This is a genomic window from Variovorax sp. F042 (assembly GCF_057814215.1).
The window spans coordinates 15,237-36,301 of record NZ_JBVASX010000018.1 but is presented as its reverse complement, the minus strand read 5'-3'; the positions used below and the strand labels follow the sequence as shown (position 1 = coordinate 36,301).

The 21,065-nt window shown below is 69.4% G+C and carries 3 protein-coding genes; all 3 read right to left on the bottom strand.

What is annotated here, in order from left to right; translation table 11 throughout:
• Positions 1-7 precede the first annotated feature (7 nt).
• The 3 genes from ACZYSP_RS32410 to ACZYSP_RS32400 are packed head-to-tail and all read right to left on the bottom strand — an operon-like array spanning position 8 to position 20,969.
• Positions 8-3,508, bottom strand: coding sequence for a non-ribosomal peptide synthetase (locus ACZYSP_RS32410; protein WP_489018629.1), 3,501 nt, complete (start codon positions 3,506-3,508; stop codon positions 8-10).
• Entirely contained in the window at positions 3,505-19,569 is a 16,065-nt protein-coding gene (locus ACZYSP_RS32405; protein ID WP_489018627.1) for an amino acid adenylation domain-containing protein, read from the bottom strand. Before ACZYSP_RS32405 ends, ACZYSP_RS32410 begins: the two co-directional genes overlap by 4 nt.
• Positions 19,566-20,969 carry an MFS transporter gene (locus tag ACZYSP_RS32400; RefSeq protein WP_093082460.1) on the bottom strand — a complete coding sequence of 468 codons (1,404 nt, stop codon included), beginning with the start codon at positions 20,967-20,969 and terminating at the stop codon, positions 19,566-19,568. Before ACZYSP_RS32400 ends, ACZYSP_RS32405 begins: the two co-directional genes overlap by 4 nt.
• Between the last annotated feature and the right edge of the window lie 96 nt (positions 20,970-21,065).

The window sequence follows — 21,065 nt, the reverse complement described above, 5'->3', positions numbered from 1 at the left end:
TCCACATTCACAGTCTGAACTCCTCGGTTTCTTCTGATTCGTCGTCCGGCGCGGCAAAGCGCACCGGGATGGCGTTGTGCGGGATCTCGGTTGTCGGTGCGGTGCGCACGGCGGCGGCCATCGCGGCCAGTTCGGGTCGGTCGAAGACCGCGCGCACGTCGATCGTCCAGTCGCGCCGGCGCAGGTGTTCGAGCAACTGCATCGCCAGCAGCGAGTGCCCGCCGAGCGCAAAGAAGCTGTCGTGGCGACCGATGCGCTCGACACCGAGCAGCTGCGACCAGATCGCGGCCAGGGCCTGCTCCGTCTCGCCCCGCGGTGGCGCGAAGGCCTGGCGGCTGAAGGCCTCGTCCTGCGGTGCAGGCAGCGCCTTGCGGTCGAGCTTGCCGTTGGCGCTCAAAGGCAGTGCCGCCAGGCGCACGTAGGCCGCGGGCAGCATGTGCTCGGGCAGGTGTTCGCCGAGCTGGCTGCGCAGTTGTGCAGGCTCCGGCATTTCATCGGGCGAGGTCGGCACCACATAGGCGACCAGCGCCAGCGCGCCGGAGCGGTCTTCGCGCGCCAGCACCGCAGCCTCGGCGATGCCGTCGAGCGCGCGCAGCTGCGCTTCGATCTCACCCGGCTCGATGCGCTGTCCGCGCAGCTTGATCTGGAAGTCGTTGCGGCCCAGGTACTCGATCGCGCCATCGGCGCGCCAGCGGCCGAGGTCGCCGGTGCGGTACAGGCGGCCACCCTCGACGAAAGGATCGGCGATGAAGCGCTGCGCGGTCAGCTCCGGCCGGTTCAGGTAGCCGCGCGCCACCTGCGCACCGCCGATGTACAGCTCGCCGGCCACGCCGACCGGCACCGGGCGCAGCGCATCGTCGAGCAGGTAGAGCCGGGTGTTGGCGATCGGCCGTCCGATCGGTATGGAATCGCCATCGTCGCTCCCGCAGGTCCAGGCGCTGACATCCACCGCCGCTTCGGTCGGGCCGTACAGGTTGTACAGGCGCGCATGTGGCAGGCGTTCGCGGCATTGGCGTGCCAGCCCGGCCGAAAGCGCTTCGCCACTGCACACCACCCGCCGCAGGCTGGCGCAGCCGGCCACGGCGTCAGGCCGGGCAAGAAAGACCTGCAGCATCGACGGCACGAAATGCAGCGTCGTCACCCCGCTGCTGCGGATCAGCTCGCCCAGATAGGCCGGGTCTTTATGTCCATCCGGCCGCGCGAGCACCAGCCGTGCACCGGCCATCAATGGCCAGAAGAACTCCCACACCGACACATCGAAGCCGAACGGCGTCTTCTGCAGCACGACGTCATCCGGAGTCAGCGCGTAGGCCTGCTGCATCCAATGCAGGCGGTTGACGATGCCGCGGTGTTCGTTCATCACCCCCTTGGGCGCGCCGGTCGAACCGGAGGTGTAGATCACGTAGGCCAGGCGGCCTTCGTGGAGGCCGGTTTCTGAAGCATCGAGATTGCGGTCGGCGAACGTGGCCGTGTGCGTGTCGCGAGCGGGCACCAGGGTACGCACGCCCGGCACGCTCAGCGCCAGTTCCGGGTCGGCCAGCACCACTACCGCAACGGCCTCGTCGAGCATGTGCCGCAGGCGCTCCGGTGGATGGGTGGGGTCGAGCGGCAGGTAGGCGCCACCGGCCTTGAGGGTCGCCAGCAAGGCCACCACCAGCGATTCGCTGCGCTGCATGAGCACACCCACGCGGGCGTCCGGGCCGACGCCCAGCACGCGCAGTTGCCGTGCCAGGCGATTGGCGCGTGCGTTGAGCTGGGCGTAGCTGAACTGGCGGTCTTCGAACACCAGCGCGATCGCGTCGGGGCGCTGCGCGACCCGATGCTCGAACAACTGGTGCAGGAGCACGCCGTGCGGGTACTCGGTGGCGGTGGCGTTGAAATCGGCCAACACCTGCCGGCGCTCGTCTTCCGGCAAGACATCGATGCGGCGCAGCGGCCGCTGCGACTCGCTTTCCAATGCATCGACCAGCACGTGCAGGGTCTGCCGCACAAAGCCGCCGACGCGCCACGCATCGAGGCTGCGATCGATCTCGGTGGTAATGCCGAAGCCGTCGCCATGGTCGTCCACGTGCAGCACGAATGGGTAGTTGGTGCGGTCGTGTCCACCGAGCAATTCGATGCCCGGCAGGCTCGTGGCTTCGGTGTCGCGTCGGCTGTAGCGGTAGTTGAGCAGGCTGGTGAACAGCGGCGCATCGGCCGGCAACCGGCTGCAGCGCCGGGCCAGGCTCAGCGAGGCATGCTCGTGGCGCAGCAGCTCGGCCAGATCGGCGTGCACGCGGCGAAGCGCCGCTTCGGTTCCGGCAGCGCCAAGGCGCACGCGCAGCGGCAGGGTATTGAGGAACATGCCCATCGCCCGCGTCGCCTCGGCGCCAGCTTGCAGGCGGCCGAACAGCACCGTGCCGAACACCACGTCGTCGCGGCCGCTGCAACGTGCGAGCACCAGCGCCCAGGCCAGGTGGAACACGCTGGCCGCGCCCACCCCACGCAGCCGCGCCTGTTCGCGCAGGCGACGCGCCAGCGCGGGATCGAGTTCGCTGCGCGCCTGCGCCACGCCACTGCCGTCGCCGCGCACGTCGCTCAGGCCGAACGGTGCGGTGGTTTCCTCGACATCGCCCAGCGCGGCGCGGAAATAGGCTTCGTGCCCGGATTCCGCCGCGCCCTGCAGGGCCTGCGCGACGAAGCGACGGAACGGCACTGGTGCAGGCAAGTGCTCGCGCCGACCCTGCAGGATCAGCATGATTTCCTGCACCAGCAATTCCGAGGCGGTGTGGTCGAGGATCAGGTGGTGGTGCAGCAGCTGCAGCAGCCAATGCCCGCTGTCGCTTTCCTGGATCGAGTGGCCGCGCAGCATCGGCGCGCGGCGCACGTCGAGCCGGCTGCGGCGCGGATCCGCCAGGGCCTGCAGGCGTGCCAGTGCATCTTCCGCGGGCGCGGCGGCGAGCATCTCGATGTCCAGGCCAGCCTGGCGCTGCACCAGTTGCACCGGCTGCTCCAGCCCTTCCCAGTGCACGCTGGTGCGCAGGATGTCGTGCCGCGCGATCACCTCGCGCAGGGCCTGCGCGAACCGGTCCAGCCGTTCGCGGCTGTCGAAGCGCAGCAGGGTCGGCATGACGTAGGCATCGCCACCCTCACCTTCGCCATGCAGCCGGTGATGGAACAGGATGCCCTCCTGCAGCGGCGCCATCGGATAGATGTCCTGCACGTTGCGCACGTCGCCCGGCACCTGCGCCACGAGGCGGTCGATTGCGCGCTGGTCGAGCGTGAGCAGCGGCAGCATCGCAGGCGTGATTGCATCAGCCACTTCGTCGATGCGGTAGGTCAGTGGATCGCTGCCCTGGCGTTCGCGCAGCAGGGCAATCAGCTCCGGCTTGCGATCGCGCAATGCCTGCACCAGCGTTGCATCCGCCAGCAGGCGCGAGTCTCCCTGCAACGCCAGCCGCTCGCCGTCCAGGCGCAGCGTGAGGCCGCGCGAGGCCAGCGTGTCGAGCAGTTGCGATGCATGGTTCATAGAACGATCTCCTCCAGTTGCACCGTGGCTGCGGCAAGGTCTGCCAAGGTCGGCGCGTTGAACACCATCTGCACGTCGACCTGGAGTTGTTGTTCGCTCATGGCGTGGATCAGCTGGATGGCCAGCGCCGAATGCCCGCCGAGCTCGAAGAAGTTGTCGTGGCGGCCGACCTGCCCGACGCCGAGCAGCTCGCCCCACAGCACCGCCAAACGGATTTCCATGTCGGTTTCCGGAGCGGCGTAGTCCTGCCGCGCCAAGCCGTCGTCGTCCGGCAGCGGCAGTGCCTTGCGGTCGAGCTTGCCGCTCGCGTTCAGCGGCCAGGCCGCGAGCGTGACGTAGGCGCCGGGCAGCATGTAATCCGGCAACTGCGCGCCGAGTTGCTCGCGCAGCACCGAGGGCCCCAGTGCGGCGCCCGGCTGCGGCAGCAGGTAGGCGACCAGGCGGGGCTCGCCAGGCAGTTCGGCATGGGCGAGCACCACGGCCTCGCGCACGCCATCGAGCCGCGCCAGCTGCGCCTCGATCTCGCCGAGTTCGATGCGGTAGCCGCGAACCTTGACCTGGAAATCGTTGCGGCCCAGGTACTCGATGCTGCCGTCGGCGCGCCAGCGGCCGAGGTCGCCGGTCCTGTACATGCGTGCACCGTCGCGCCCATCGAATGGATCGGGCACGAAGCGCTCGGCGGTGAGTTGCGGGCGCCCCAGGTAGCCGCGCGCGACCCCGGCGCCGCCGATGTGAATCTCGCCGGCCACGCCGATCGGCACCCGCTCGCCATGCGGATCGAGCAGATAGACGCGCGCGCCCGGCATCGGGCGGCCGATATGCGGCACCGCACCGGTGACCGGGCCGCAGGTGGCATCGACGCTGCATTCGGTCGGGCCGTACATGTTGTGGAACTGCATCCCTTCGGCTTCGGCCAGGCCGCGCCACGTCGAGGCATCGAGCGCTTCGCCGCCGAGCAACAGCTTGCGCAGCGAGCCGGGGCGCCGTTGCGCAAAGCCGGCCGACTGCAGCATGCGCAGATGCGAGGGCGTGCACTCCATCGCCTCGATTGCGTGGCGCTCCAGAAAGTCGAGCAAGGCCTCCGCGTCCAGGCGGGTGCGCTCTGGCAGCAGGAACACGCTGCGGCCGAACGCCAGCTGCCCCCAGGCCTTGACCGCCATGTCGAAGCCGAACGATGAGTTCCACGCCACCCGCCGGCAGTCTGGCGCCGGGCCGTGGATGCGCTGCTCCAGCCCGTGCAGGAAGTTAAGCACGTTGCGGTGCTCGACCATCACGCCCTTGGGCATGCCGGTCGAGCCCGAGGTGTAGATCACGTAGGCCAGGTGGGCTGGAAGCAGGCCGATCGCTTCGGGATCGGGGTCATGCGTGGGCGCATCGGTCCAGGGCGGGGGCGATGCCTCGTCGTCGAGCATCAGTACCGCGCATCCCTCAGGCACCCGCAGCCGCCCAAGCAGGCGGGCCTGGGTCAACACCGCCACCGGCGCGCTGTCAAACAGCATGCGGGCAAGGCGATCGTCGGGATGCACCGGGTCCAGCGGCACGCAGGCGCCGCCGGCCTTGAGCGTGGCCAGCAGTGCGACGCCCATGTCCACGCTGCGTTCCAGGCACAGCGCAACGCGGTCGTCGGGCCGCAGCCCCAGGCCGCGCAGGTGGTGGGCGATGCGGTTGGCCCGACGGTTGAGTTCGCCGTAGTCCAGCGCCTGGTCTTCGCAGGCCAGCGCCAGGGTGCTTGGCTGCGCTGCGGCCTGCGCCTCGAACAGGCGATGCAGCAGGCCATCGCAATCGACGCTTCCACTGGCATTGAACACGTGCAGCACCTGCTCGCGTTCGTCCGGGGCCAGCAGGTCGATGCGGGCCACCGGTGCGGCGGCATCGGCGACCATGCCGCGCAGCATTGCCACCAGCGCATGCCAGTGGCGCTGCACCGTGGCCTCGTCATACAGGGCGGTGGCGTAGTTGAACTGGCCGACGATGCGTTCGCCGACCGGTTCCAGGTCGAGCGAAAGATCGAACTGCGCGCTGCCTGCATGGCTGGCAAGGTTGTCGAACTCCAGCCCTTCCAGTTGCAGCTGCGCAGGCGGCGTGTTCTGCCACGCCAGCCGGACCTGATAGACCGGGTTGAAGGCGCTCGAGCGCGGCGGATTGAGCGCCTCGACCACCTGCTCGAACGGCACGTCGCGATGTTGCTGAGCCTGCAGCGCGACCTGCCGGGCCTGCACCAGAAGGCTGCCTGCGTCGAGACCGTCGTCGATGTCGAAACGCAGGGCCTGGGCGTTGACGAAGAACCCGATCAGCGGTTCGAGCTCGGCCCGGTCGCGCCCGGCGATGGCGCTGCCGAGCACCACGCGCGACTGGCCGCTCAACCGCGCCAGCACCGCCGCCCATGCCGCGAGCACGGCCATGTACGCGGTGACGCCGTGGCGCTGCGCCAGCGCGCCCAGTTCACGGGTCAACGTCTCGTCGAGTCCGACTTCGATGCTGGCGCCACGGTAGTCCTGCTGCGGCGGCCGTGGCCGGTCGGTGGCCAGGCCGATCAGCGGCGGCGCATCGCGCAGGCGCTCGACCCAGTACTGCAACTGCGCCTGCACGGCCTCGCCCTGAAGGCGGCGTCGCTGCCATGCAGCGTAGTCGCCGTACTGGACGGGCAATGCCGGCAACGGATCGGGTTCGCCGCGGCGGAACGCCCCGTACAGCGCAGAGAACTCGTGCGCCAGCACGCTCAGCGACCATCCGTCGGAGACGATGTGGTGCATCGTGGCCAGCAGCACGTGCTCGTCTTCGGCCAGGCGCAGCAACTGCACCCGCAGTGGCGGGCCGCGCTCGAGGTCGAACGGTGCTGCGGCTTCGGCCTGGCACAGGGCGCGCAAGGCGGCGTCGCCAAGTCCATCGAGTTTGCGGTAGTCGAGGGCAACGCCGTGCGCCGGTTCGATGCGCTGGCGCGGCTCGCCGCCCATGACGACGAAGCGCGCACGCAGCGACTCGTGGCGAGCGACGATCCGGTCCAGCGCGTGCTGCAGCGCGATGCGGTCCAGCGCACCGCGCAGGCGCAATGCGGCAGGCAGGTGATAGGCCGCGCTGGCCTGTGCGTCGATACGGGTCACGTACCACAGGCGCTGCTGCGAGTGCGACAACGGCAGCGGTGCGCTGCGATCCGCCGGCACGATCGGATCGACTGCGCCGGGTGCGGCCCGCGCCATCTCGGCAGCCAGGTCCGCCAGCCGCGGTCGCGCGAACACCGCCGTCAGCGCCAGCTCAATGCCGAACCGCTGGCGCAGCTGCGAGAGCATCCGCACCGCCAGCAGCGAATGCCCGCCCAGCTCGAAGAAGCCGTCGTCGCGGCCGATGCGTTCGATGCCGAGCAACGACGCCCATGTCTGCGCCAGCGCCTGCTCGAACTCGCCCTGCGGCGCCTGGTAGCCGCGCTGCGCGTAGGCCTCGCCGTCCGGCGCAGGCAGCGCGGCGCGGTCGAGCTTGCCGTTGGCGTTGAGGGGCAGCGAATGCAGCAGCACGAAGGCCGCCGGCAGCATGTAGTCGGGCAGGCGTTCAGCCAGGCGCGCGCGCAGTTGCGCAGGGTCGGGTGGCGCGCGATCGGGATGCGCAACCACATAGGCCAGCAGGCGCTTGTCGTCGCCCTGCCCTTGCACAGCCACCGCCGCTTCGCGCAGCCCGTCCAGCCGCATCAGTTCAGCCTCGACCTCACCCGGCTCGATGCGGAAGCCGCGGATCTTGACCTGCTGGTCGTCGCGGCCGAGGAACTCGATTGAACCGTCGCCGCGCCAGCGGCCGAGATCGCCGCTGCGGTACATGCGCGGTGGCGTGTCCGCAGCGGCGGTCACGAACGGATCGGTTGCGAAGCGCTGCGCGGTGAGTTCAGCGCGATGCAGGTAGCCGCGCGCCACACCGGCGCCACCGATCCAGATTTCGCCGACGGCGCAAACCGGCACCGGCTCGCCATGGGCATCGAGCAGATAGACGCGCGCATTGGCGACCGGACGGCCGATGCCCAGCGGCGAGTCTTCAGCACTGCAACGCGCGACGGTGGCGTTGATCGTGGTTTCGGTCGGACCGTAGGCGTTGGCCAGCGCCGGTCGATGGCCGTCGCGCTGCCACCAGGCATCGAGCGCGGCGGCGCCCACCGCATCGCCGCCGATCACGATCTGCCGCAGCGACGGCGGAAACACCTCATCGGGCGCCTGGGCCAGGCGCTGCCAGAACAGCGTCGGCAGATTGGCCACGGTGAGCCGGTGTGCGGCGCACAGTTCGCACCAGCGCCGGGGTTCCGCCAGCCACTCGTCGGTGCGCAGCACCAGCGTCGCGCCATGGCTGAGCGCGCCGAAGATCTCCTCGCCGGCAACGTCGAAACTCAGGCCGGAGAACTGCAATACCCGGTCTTCGGCGCTGAAGCCATAGAGCGCCTGCAGCGCTGCGATCTGATTGGAGAGTTGCCGGTGTTCGACCATCACGCCCTTGGGCGTACCTGTGGAGCCAGAGGTGTAGATCACGTAGGCCAGGTGCGAGCCGTCGCTGGGCAGGTCGCACAGATCGGGCGCATGTATGGGCGTATGCATGGGCGCTGCCGCCCATGGCGAGTGTTCGTCGAGCGCGACGGTCGTGCAGCACGACGGTGGTTGCAGGCGCGGGCGCAGGCCGGAGTGCGTCAGCAGCACCGCCGGCGCGCAGTCTTCCAGCAGCCAGGCCAGCCGCTGGTCCGGATGGGACGGATCGAGCGGCACATACGCGGCACCGGCCTTGAGCGTGGCCAGCAGCGCGACGATCAGGTCGGGCCCGCGCTGCAGGCACAGCGCAACCCGGTCCTCCACGCCAACGCCGAGGCTGCGCAGATGGTGGGCGAGCCGGTTGGCGCGCTGGTCGAGTTCGATGTAGCTGAGCTGCTCGCCGTCGTGCTCCAGCGCGATCGCCTGCGGCTGCAACGCAGCCTGCCGTTCGAACGCGGCATGCGCGAACGCATGGGCAAGCTGTGCTGGCGCGCCTTCGGCGAACTCGTGCAGCAGCAGCTCGCGCTCATCGGCGTCGAGCAACGCGATGCGATCGACGGGCCGGCCATCGTCGGCGGCCATGCCGCGCAGCATCGCCATCAGGCTGTGCCAGTGGCGGCGCACCGTGGCCTCGTCGAACAGGGCGGTGGCGTAGTTGAGCTTGCCGGTAATGCGCTCGCCGTCTTCCTGCAGGTCCAGCGCCAGGTCGAACTGCGCGCTGGCCGGAAGGCTCTCGACCCGTTCCACATCCAGCCCGGCAAGCTCCAGTGCGACAGCGGGCGTGTTGTGCCAAGCCAGCATCAGCTGGAACACCGGATGGTGGGCCATGGAGCGCGGCGGGTTCAGCGCCTCGACCAGACGCTCGAACGGTACGTCCTGGCGCGCCTGTGCCTGCAACGCAGTCTGGCGCACCTGGGCCAGCAGATCGGCCACGCCCGGGCTGCCGTCCAGCGCGATCTTCATCGCCTGGGTGTTGATGAAGCAGCCGATCAACGGTTCGATCTCGACCCGCCCGCGGCCGGCGTGCGAACTGCCGATCACCACCTGCTGCTGGCCGCTGTAGCGTGCCACCACGGCGGCCCAGGCGGCCAGCACGACCATGTACAAGGTCGCGCCGTGGCGCTGGCCGAGCGTGCGCAGGGCTCGCGTGGTTTCGGCATCGAGGCCGACATCGAGGCTCGCGCCCCGGTAGTCCTGCAATGCCGGCCTCGGCCGGTCGCATGGCAGCTCGGTACGTGCCGGTGCGCCTTGCAGCTGTGCGACCCACTCCTGCAGCCGGACTTGCGCGGTCGTGCCCTCCAGGTGCTTGTGCAGCCACACCGCATGGTCGGCGTACTGGATCGGCAGCGGCGGCAGCATCGGCCTCAGTCCATTGCGCAACGCGCTGTAGGCAGCGGCGAACTCGCGCATCAGCACGCTCAGCGACCAACCGTCGGAGACGATGTGGTGCATCACAACCACCAGCACGTGATCGCGCTCGGCAATGCGCAGCAGGCGGCCGCGAATCGGCGGACCGGCCGCGAGATCGAAGGGCTCGGCCGCAGCCTCGCGGCACAGTGCCTCGATCTGCGCCGGACTCGAATCGCCCGCGTCCTGCTCGCGCAACTCGAAGCCGTGCGGCGCGTCGATGCGCTGCCAGGGCTGGCCGTCGATCGCGATGAAACGCGTGCGCAAGGCTTCGTGCCGGGCCACGACATCGTCCAGCGCGGCGCGCAGGGAAACGCAGTCGAGCTCACCGCGCAGGCGCAGCGCGCCAGGGATGTGGTACGCCACGCTGGCCTGGGCATCGATCCCGGCGATGAACCACAGGCGCTGCTGCGCCGGCGATAGCGGCAACGGACGGCTGCGGTCGGCGGGCGTGATGGCATCCAACGCGCCGGGGCCAGCCGCTGTCACGGCGTGGGCCAGTGCGGCGAGGCGCGGCTGTGCGAACAGGGTGGCCAGCGCGAGTTCGGCATCGAAGCGCTCGCGGATCTGGGAGATGAGCCGGATGGCGAGCAGCGAATGTCCACCGAGCTCGAAGAAGTCGTCGTCGCGGCCGACCTGCTGCACGCCAAGCAGCTGCGACCAGATGCCGGCCAAGGCCCGCTCGACTTCGCCTTGCGGTGCTGTGTAGGCGCGCTGGCCGTAGGCCTCTCCCTCCGGCGCGGGCAGCGCCTTGCGGTCGAGCTTGCCGTTGGCGTTGAGCGGCAGCGCACCGAGCACGACATAGGCGGCAGGGACCATGTACTCCGGCAGGCTGCGCGCCAACTGTGCGCGCAGCTGCGATGCATCAGCGTGGCCGACCAGATACGCGACCAAGCGCTTGTCACCGGGCCGGTCTTCGCGTGCGATCACCGCTGCTTCGCGCACCCCGTCCAGACGCGCGAGCTGTGCCTCGATCTCGCCAAGCTCGATGCGGTAGCCGCGCACCTTCATCTGATGGTCGTTGCGGCCCAGGTACTCGATGCTGCCGTCCGCACGCCAGCGGCCCAGATCCCCGCTCCTGTACATGCGTGCGCCGTCGTGCCCGTCGAACGGGTCGGGCACGAAGCGCTCCCCCGTGAGTTCGGGTTGTGCCAGATACCCCCGCGCCACCTGCACCCCACCCAGGTACAGCTCGCCAACCACACCCACCGGCACCGGATTGCGCTGCGCATCCAGCACATAGATACGACTGTTGCCGATCGGTCGTCCGATCGGCGGCAGGTCTTCCCACGCCTCGGGCGGACCGCTCAAGGTGTGCGCGCTGACCACATGCGTCTCGGTCGGCCCGTAGTGGTTGTGCAGCCGCGCCTGGGGGTGCCTCTCGAACATGCGCCGGATCGCCGGCGTGATGCGCAACTGCTCGCCCGCGGTGATCAGGTCCCGCAGCATCGCCAGCGGCTCGCTGCGCTGCGACCACAGCTCACTGAGGTTGTGCAGCGCGATGTACGGCAGGAACAGGCGTTCGACCGACTCCTGGGCCAGCCACTCGGCCAGGGCCGGCAGGTCCTGGCGCAACGCTTCGTGCAGCAGCACCAGCGTGCCGCCGCTGGCAAGCGTGCTGAAGATCTCCTGGAAGGCGACATCGAAGCCCAGCGCAGCGAACTGCAGGGTGCGCGCGGGCTCGGGCAGCTGCTCACGCTGCCAGGCCAGCAGGTTGACCAGGCCGCGATGCGGCATCGCCACGCCCTTGGGCACGCCCGTCGAGCCGGAGGTGTAGATCACGTAGGCCAGGTGTTCCGGGCGCAGGCCGAGCTCGACTGCGTGCAGATTGGCCGCGGACAGATTGGCCCATGCCGGTTCTGCTTCATCCAACAGGACCGAGGTCGCATCAAGCCGCTCGGCCAACCCGCGCTGGCTCAGCACGACCACCGGCTCGCTATCGCGCAGCATCTGCGCCAGTCGCTCGTCGGGATACATCGGATCAATTGGTACGCAGGCACCACCGGCCTTGAGCGTGGCCAGGACCGCGACCACCATCGCCAGGCTGCGTTCGACGCAGATCGCCACGCGGCTGTCCGGGCCAACACCGAGCCGGCACAGGTGCCGCGCCAGCCGGTTGGCCTGCTCATTGAGGGCGCGGTAGCTCAGCTGCGCACCGTCCAGTTCCAGGGCTATGCGCTCCGGGTGCGCGGCGGCCAGCTGTTCGAAGGCCTCGTGCACCAGCGCCGGTGCGGTGTACTCGCGCCGGGTGTCGTTGTAGCCGTGGAGCACGCGATCGCGTTCCCCGGCCGGCAGCGCATCGAGCGACAGCAGCGGCGTGTCGGGTGCCTGCTCCAGGGCCTGTGCCAATACCTGCAGCGCCTGCTGCATGAAGCCGGCGATGCGTTCGGCCGAGACCGAAGCATCGACCTGCACGGTCAATTCGAAATCGCTCCCATCGTCATCAACGTACAGGCCGAACGGGTAGTTGGTGCGATCGCGCACGTCGAGCAATCGCACGCCATCGAGCACCTGGGCATGGGCAACTCGGCTGTGCCGGTAATTGAGCAGGGCCGAGAACAACGGCACATGCGCCGGCATTGCGCTGCAACGTTGCGCGAGCACCAGCGAGGCGTGTTCGTGGCGCAGCAATCCGCTCAGCGCTGTATGGGTTTCGCGCAGGCCCTGCGCCGCGCCGCGCCCGCCCAGTGCGATGCGCACCGGCAAGGTGTTGATGAACATGCCGACCGCACGATCGGAACCGGCGCCACCGTGCATGCGCCCGAACAGCACCGTGCCAAACACCACATCGTCGCGCCCGCTGCACAGGGCCAGCACCCGGGCCCAGGCTAGGTGGAACAAACTGGCCGCTCCTACGCCCTGGCGCATGGCGAGCGCGCGCAACTGTGCCGACAGCGCCTGCGGCAACGTGAGGCGGGCCTGCTCGACCTGCGAGCCATCGCCCTGCACGTCGAGCAGGCCGAACGGCGCGGTCGGTTCGTCTACGTCGCCGAGCATCGCGCCGAAGAACGCCTCGTGTTCGGCCTCGCTCACGCCCAGGCGCGACTGGGCGACGAAGTCGCGGAAAGGCACCGGCGCTGGTAACCCGGCGGCATCGCCGCGCTCGATTGCGGCGATCTCTTCCACCAACCGCTCCAGCGTGGTGTGGTCCATCACCAGGTGGTGATAGGACAGCAGCAGCAGCCATCGCCCGCTGGCATCGTCGCGAGCCGCGAAGCCATGCAGCATGGGAGCGCGGCGCACGTCGATGCGCAGGTCGCGCACGCGCGGATGTTCGCGCAGGCGCTGTGCTGCTGCGCCCTTGCCCGGCGCCAGATCCAATGTGTCCACCGCGAACCTGGCGCGCCGCCACACCACCTGCACCGGCTCGGCCAGGCTTTCCCAGTGGATCGCGGTGCGCAGGATGTCGTGGCGTTCGATCACTCGCGACAGGGCCGCGATGAAACGGTCCAGGCGCGGCTTGCCGTCGAATTCGAGCAGCGTCGGCAGCACATAGGTGTCGGTGTCGCGCTCCAGCAGATGATGGAACAGGATGCCCTGCTGCAACGGCGCCAGCGGATAGATGTCCTGGATGTTGGCCGCGCCGCCGGGCGTGGCGCTGACTATCCGGCCGATCGCGGCTGCGTCGAGTTCGACCAGCGTCAGCATCGCCGGTTCGATCGCCTCGCAGCCGGGCGGAATCAGGTTGGGAGGCACTGCCAACGCTGTAGTGGCATCGTCGCGCCGGATCGTCGCGGCCAAGGCGGCCAGCCTCGGATGCGCGAACAGCGAGCGGATGTCGGCCGACCAACTGCGCCGCCGCAGTTGTTCGAGCAGACGGATGGCGAGCAGCGAATGTCCACCGAGTTCGAAGAAGTCGTCGTCGCGGCCGACCTGCTGCACGCCCAGCAACTGCGACCAGATGCCGGCCAGGGCCTGTTCGACTTCGCCTTGCGGTGCTGTGTAGGCGCGCTGGCCGTAGGCCTCTCCCTCCGGCGCAGGCAGCGCCTTGCGGTCGAGCTTGCCGTTGGCGTTGAGCGGCAGTGCATCGAGCACGACATAGGCGGCAGGGACCATGTACGACGGCAGGCGTTGGCTCAACTGTGCGCGCAGTTGCGATGCATCGGCGTGACCGACCAGATACGCGACCAAGCGCAGGTCGCCGGGCCGGTCCTCGCGTGCGATCACCGCCGCCTCGCGCACCCCGTCCAGACGCGCGAGCTGTGCCTCGATCTCGCCAAGCTCGACGCGGTAGCCGCGCACCTTCACCTGATGGTCGTTGCGACCCAGGTACTCGATGCTGCCGTCCGCACGCCAGCGTCCCAGGTCGCCGCTCCTGTACATGCGCGCACCGTCGCGGGCATCGAACGGGTCAGCGAGGAACCGCTCGGTGCTCAGTTCGGGCTGGCTCAGATAACCCCGCGCCACCTGCACCCCACCCAGATACAGCTCGCCCATCACACCCACCGGCACCGGATTGCGCTGCGCATCCAACACATAGATGCGGCTGTTGCCAATGGGTTGCCCGATCGGCGGCAGGTCGTCCCACTGTTCTGCGGGGCCGCTCAAGGTGTGCGCGCTGACCACATGGCTCTCGGTCGGCCCGTAATGGTTGTGCAGCCGCGCCTGCGGGTGCCGGGCGAACACGCGGCGGATCGCCGGCGTGATACGCAGCTGTTCTCCGGCCGTGATCAGGTCCCGCAGCATCGCCAGCGGCTCGCTGCGCTGCGACCACAGCTCACTGAGGTTGTGCAGCGCGATGTACGGCAGGAACAGGCGTTCGACCGACTCCTGGGCCAGCCACTCGGCCAGGGCCGGCAGGTCCTGGCGCAACGCTTCGTGCAGCAGCACCAGCGTGCCGCCGCTGGCAAGCGTGCTGAAGATCTCCTGGAAGGCGACATCGAAGCCCAGCGCAGCGAACTGCAGGGTGCGCGCGGGCTCGGGCAGCTGCTCACGCTGCCAGGCCAGCAGGTTGACCAGGCCGCGATGCGGCATCGCCACGCCCTTGGGCACGCCCGTCGAGCCGGAGGTGTAGATCACGTAGGCCAGGTGTTCCGGGCGCAGGCCGAGCTCGACTGCGTGCAGATTGGCCGCGGACAGATTGGCCCATGCCGGTTCTGCTTCATCCAACAGGACCGAGGTCGCATCAAGCCGCTCGGCCAACCCGCGCTGGCTCAGCACGACCACCGGCTCGCTATCGCGCAGCATCTGCGCCAGTCGCTCGTCGGGATACATCGGATCAATTGGTACGCAGGCACCACCGGCCTTGAGCGTGGCCAGGACCGCGACCACCATCGCCAGGCTGCGTTCGACGCAGATCGCCACGCGGCTGTCCGGGCCAACACCGAGCCGGCACAGGTGCCGCGCCAGCCGGTTGGCCTGCTCATTGAGGGCGCGATAGCTCAGCTGCGCGCCGTCCAGTTCCAGCGCGATGCGCTCCGGGTGCGCGGCGGCCTGCTGCTCGAAGGCCTCGTGCACCAGCGCCGGCGCGGTGTACTCGCGCCGGGTGTCGTTGTAGCTGTGGAGCACGCGCTCGCATTCTTCGGGCGGCAGTGCATCGAGCGCCAGCAGCGGCGTGTCGGGCGCCTGTTCCAGCGCCTGTGCCAATGCGTGCAGCGCCTGCTGCATGAAGCCGGCGATGCGTTCGGCCGAAACCGACACATGGATCTCGGCGGTAAGCACGAAGTCGCCACCCAGGTCATCGACGTACAGGCTGAACGGGTAGTTGGTGAGATCGCGGCCGCCGAGGTAGTGCATGCCCTCGGCGATCTCGCTGTCGCCAAAGCTCTCGCTGCGGCTATGCCGGTAGTTGAGCAGCGCCGAGAACATCGGCGTGTTCGGCGGCAGGCCGCTGCAGCGCTGGGCCAGAGTCAACGATGCGTGCTCGTGGCGCAGCAGTCCGCTCAGCGCCGCATGGGTCTCGCGCAAGCCCTGCACCGCTGCGCGCCCGCCCAGCGCGATGCGCACCGGCAGGGTGTTGATGAACATGCCCATGGCGCGATCGATGCCCGCACCGCCCTGCATGCGCCCGAACAGCACCGTGCCGAACACGACATCGTCGCGCCCGCTGCACAGGGCCAGCACCCGGGCCCAGGCCAGGTGGAACAGGCTGGCCGCGCCCACGCCATGGCGCATGGCGAGCGCGCGCAGCCGCGCCGACAACGTTGCCGGCAGCGTGAGGCGAGCCTGCTCGACCTGCGAGCCGTCGCCCTGCACGTCGAGCAGGCCGAACGGTGCGGTCGGCTCGACCACATCGCCGAGCATCGCGCCGAAGAACGCTTCGTGCTCTGCGTTGCTCACGCCCTGGCGCGACCGTGCGACGAAGTCGCGGAACGGCACCGGCGCCGGCAGGGCCTCGGCACGTCCCTGCAGCAGCGCCACCACCTCGTGCAGGACCTGCTCGGTGGTGGTGTGGTCCAGCGTCAGGTGATGGTGCAGCAGCTGCAGGAGCCAGCGCCCCGAGACCGGATCGAAAGCAGCATGGGCCTGCAGCATCGGCGCGCGACGCAGGTCCAGGCGCACCTGTCGCGCATCGGCGCGGGCCTGCAGCTGCGCCTGCACGTCACCCCCGGCCGGATCGAAGTGCAGTTCGTGCAGCGTCAGTGCGGCGCTGCGCCAGACCACTTGCACTGGCGCGTCCAGCCCCTCCCACTGCACGGCGGTGCGCAGGATGTCGTGGCGCGCAATCACCTGCTGCAAGGCGGCCACGAACCGATCGAGGCGCACGCGATCGTCGAAGCGCAGCAGGGCAGGAAGCACGTAGGCATCTCCCTCGCCCTGCAGCAGATGGTGGAACAGGATGCCTTCCTGCAGCGGCGCCAGCGGGTAGATGTCTTGAACGTTGCGCATGCCGCCCGGAACGTTGCTGGCGATCAGCTCGATCTGCGCCTGGCTCAGTTGCACCAGCGGCAGCATCTGCGGGGTGATGCGTTCGCACTGCGCGGGAATCGCATTGGCCGGCACTGGTGTCGCGCCCTGCCCTGTTTGCGCCACGCGGGCCGCGAGTGCGGCCAGGGTCGGTTCGACAAACAGATGGCGGATGTCGGCCTCCAGGCCTTCGCGCTGCATACGCTCGACCAGTTGCACGGCAAGGATGGAATGGCCGCCGAGTTCGAAGAAATTGTCGTGGCGGCCGACCTGTTCGACGCCGAGCACTTCAGCCCACAGCCGTGCCAGCGCTTGTTCCGCTGCTCCTTGCGGCGGTTCATGGTCGCGCTGGTGCCAGGCTCGATGGTCCGGCGCCGGCAGTGCCTTGCGATCGAGCTTGCCGTTGGCCGTCAGCGGCAATGCGTCCAGCACGACGTACGCTGCCGGGACCAAGTAGTCCGGCAGGCGCTCGCGCAAGGCGGCACGCGCGGCGGATGGATCGAACGCGGCCCTGGCAACGAGATAGGCCACCAGGCGCGTATCGCCCGGCGTGTCCTCGCGCGCGATTGCGACGGCGTCGTCGACGCCGTCGAGCCGCATCAGCTGCGCCTCGACTTCGCCCAGTTCGATGCGAAAGCCGCGGATCTTGACCTGGTGGTCGTTGCGGCCGAGGTACTCCAGGCTGCCGTCGGCAAGGTAGCGGCCCAGGTCGCCGGTCTTGTACATGCGCGCGCCCGGCACGTCGCTGAACGGATCGGGCACGAAGCGTTGCGCGTCCAGTTCGGGCCGGCGCAGATAGCCGCGTGCGACACCGGCGCCGCCGACATACATCTCGCCCGTGCAGCCGACCGGCAGCGGCCGGCCCTGCGCGTCGAGCAAGTACAGGCTCAGGTCGGGAATGCGCGTGCCGATGGGGCTCGCTCCGGCGCTGCGTTCGGCGTCGGCAGGCTCCAGCACGCGGTACGTAACGTGCACGGTGGTCTCGGTGATGCCGTACATGTTGACGAGGCGCGTGCCCGCATTGCGCTCTTGCGCGTACCAGGGCTTGAGCGCCGCTGTGTCCAGCGCCTCGCCGCCGAGGACCACGCAGCGCAGCGTATGCGGCGGCAGCTCTGCCGGACTGGCCTGGCAGGCGGCGGCGAATTGGCGGAACGCGCTCGGGGTCTGGTTGAGCACGGTCACGCCCTGCTCGCACACCAGGCGATGGAATTCCGCCGGTGCGCGGCTGACCGCATGCGGCACCACCACCAGGCGCCCGCCGTGGATCAACGCGCCCCACAGCTCCCACACCGAGAAATCGAAAGCGAAGGAATGGAACAGGGTCCACACGTCGTCGCGGCCGAACGCGAACCAGGCCCGGGTCCCGTCGAACAATCGATTGACCTGGGCGTGCTCGACCATCACGCCCTTGGGCAGGCCGGTCGAGCCGGATGTGTAGATCACATAGGCCATGTGCGAGGGCGCGAGGCCCTCGACTTGCGGGTTGTCGGCGGTGGCTTCGGCCCACGGCGCCTGCTCCCATGGCAGGTCCAGGCGCACCTGCCTGCACGACGGCGGCGGTTGCAGGCGATCGAGCAAGGCGCCGTCGCCGAGCAGCGCCACGGGCGCGCTGTCGCACAACATGTGTGCGAGGCGCTCGTCCGGATATACCGGGTCGAGTGGCACGTAGGCGCCGCCGGCCTTGAGCGTGGCCAGGATCGCCACCACCATGTCGAGCCCGCGCTCCAGGCCGATCGCGACCAGATCGTCGGGCCCGACGCCGAGCCCTCGCAGATGATGAGCCAACTGGTTGGCGCGCTGGTTGAGTTCGCCGTAGCTCAGCTGCCGATCTTCGAACTGCACCGCGACGGCATCGGGGTGACGCTCGGCCTGGCGCTCGAACAGCGCGTGGATCAACGACGGCGCGCCGGTGTCGAGCCGCGGCCGGTTGAAGCCATGCACGACCAATTCGCGCTCGGCCTCGTCCATCAGCGGCAGGTCGCACACGCGCTTGTCTGGCGAATCGGTCGCCGCCCTGGCCAGGGCTTGCAGCCGCCGCAGATGCGCAGCCATCTCCTGCGCGGAGAACAGCGCCGGGTCATAGTTGAACTCGATGTGCACCGGGCTCCCGTGCTCGTAGTCGCGCACATAGACCGCCAGCGGCTGGCGCTCATAGCCGTTGTGCAGCGGAAACACCGAGCTGCGGATGCCTTCGTCGAACTCCAGGTCGCCGTGGAAGCTTTCCATCGACAGCGACAGGTCGAACAGGCCGCGGCGGTCGCCCACCCCGGCCAGCAGTTCGCGGTGCAGATCGGCCAGGGGGTAGCGCTGGTGGCGGTAGCACTGCTTCAGTTCGGCGGCGACCCTGCGCAGGGTGTCCGCGAAAGTCTCCTGCGGATCGACCGCGATGCCGACCGGGATCGCGCCCGAGAACATGCCGGGCATGCGCCGTTGCGCCGCGCTGGTGCGGTTGTGCACCGGCATGCCGATCACCACTTCGTCTTCGCGCCCGCTCAGGCGCGCGAAGTACACCGCCAGCAACGCCGCCAGGAAATGCGTGCTCGACGCGCCCTGCGCCGCGGCCACTTCGCTCAGGCGGTCGTGGTCGGCACGGTCCAGCTGCCATACGGCCTGTTCGAACTTGCGATCGAAGCGGCCGCGCCGGGCGTGCGCATCTTCGAACAGCGGTGCCGCCAGGTGCGCATGGCGCTGCAGCCAGAATGCGCGGTCGCTGGCATAGCGCGAAGAGGCCAGGTACTCGGCATCCTTGCGGATGAAGTCTGCGTAGTCGGCGTCGTCATGACTGTCGCTACCGGCCACGGGCTCTTTGCGCCCGAGACGGTTGTAGGCATCGACCACGGCATTGCCGATCAGCGACACCGACCAGCCATCCGCGACCAGGTGATGAAAGCACGCCAGCCAATAGCCGCGTTCGGGCGCAACCTGCAGCCAGTGCATGCGCCACAGCCGCTGGCCGTACAGCCCGAACGGCGTCAGGAACGCGGCGCGCAGATGGGCCCAGGCGCTCGCCTCCGGATCGGCTTCGCCCGTGAAATCGAAGCGCTGCGACGGCGCATCCACGGTATCGGCGAAACGTTGTTGCACAGCCCCGCCAATATCGGCGCCGGCGCTGCGCTCGAGCACGGTGCGCAGCGCCTGATGGCGCCCGGCGACCGAGCGGATCGCCGCCTCCAGGCGATCGGGGTCGGTCGGCCCGTCGAGGCGGGTCGCGACGCCGATGTTGTAGCAAGGCAGGTCCGGCGCCAGCGACTGGTCCAGCCAGACCGCTTGCTGGGGCGAGCTCAGGGGATGGAGGACTTCCTTGCTGCTCACGATTCGCCGCCGTCCGGCACCAGCGTTTCCAGGCGGCGCAAGCGCCGGTGGGCGAGCGCGACAACGGTCAGCACCAGGCCGACCGCGCCGCTAACGAAGAACAGAAAACCGATGCCGCGGCCCGGCCCCGTGCCGAACCAGACGCCGACCGTAGCGCCGAGCGCGCCGCCCGGGCGCAGCGCCGGCTCCAGCACCGCGTCGGCGAGCCAGCCGCCGGCCAGCAGCACCACGCACATCACCAGCATGTTGGACGCGGCGATCAGGGCGAACACGCTGCCCTGCCGGCCCATCGGCGCCTTGCGCATCCACAGCGCATGCGAGCAGGCGACCGAGGTGCTGCCGCAGAACAGGCAGACAAACGCCGCCGCGCACCACAGGGCTGGCGTGGTCACGCAACCGGCGAACAGCACCGCCGCGCACTGCAGCGCGTCGCAGGCCAGGATCCATTGCATCAGCCCGCGCCGGATCCAGGCGGTGGCGACCAGGACCGAACCGAGCAGGCCACCGACGATGCCGACCGACATCACCAGGCCCAGCACGTCGCTGGAATGAGTGGACAGCACCATCGGTGTGAGCAGGGTCGTCGCGAGCACCAGCAGGCACTGCACCAGCGCGCCGTAGCCCAGCAATGCGCCCATCAACGGCTGCTCGCGCAGATAGGCCAGCGCACCGGAAAAGCTGGCCCCCGCTCCACGCCACAGCGATGTGCTGCGCGTGGACGACTCGCCAGCGCGCGGCCCGCCGCGCACGTCCACGCCGGCCCGGGTCAATGCCGCGAACACCAGCGCGGCTCCTGCCAGCAAAAGACACAGCTGCGTCGCCATCACCCCCTGCAGGCCCATCCGCGCCATGAGGAAGCCGGCCGCGGCGGGCGCGCCGACCTGCACCAGCGCGCGCGAAATGCCGGTCAGCCCCCCCACCTGGGCGAAGCGGTCCTTGGGCACGAAGCGGCTGACCGCCACCCGGATCGACGGACGCCGCAGCGCGCCGACCGCCGCCGCGACCGCGGCGTAGGCGTACAGCGCGCCGATGCCGAGCCGGCCGGACAGCAGGGCCAGCACGATCGCGAAGGTGCCGGCGATGGCGGCAACATCGCACGACAGCACCACCCAGCGCCGGTCGTGGCGATCGGCCAATGCGCCGGCGAACGGCGTGGCCAGCATGCCCGCCAGCGCGGCGGCGAGCACCGAGAACGAATAGTCCTGCGCGGAGCCGGTCCGGGAAAAAATCCACACGCCCACCGCAAAGCTGACCAGCGTGGTGCCGAGATCGAAGGCCGTCTCGCTCAGCCACAGCAAGGCGAACGTCGATCGCGCGCGCGACGGCGCGTGTTGCAACGGCGGCATGACCGGGTCGTCACGGGTTGAAGTCGCGGCGGCTTCCACGGTCACTTCCTGCATAACGTGCGCTCTCTGAAATTCCCGCGCTCGATGAATGAAGCGCGGGTGCTGCTGCGGGTGGCGAGCTAGGGTTTTTTCGCGGCCTGGCCGCGAGGT

Coding starts and splice junctions, on each gene's coding strand:
- ACZYSP_RS32400 (WP_093082460.1), bottom strand. CDS start 20,969: ATGCAGGAAGTGACCGTGGAAGCCGCCGCGACTTCAACCCGTGACGAC.
- ACZYSP_RS32410 (WP_489018629.1), bottom strand. CDS start 3,508: ATGAACCATGCATCGCAACTGCTCGACACGCTGGCCTCGCGCGGCCTC.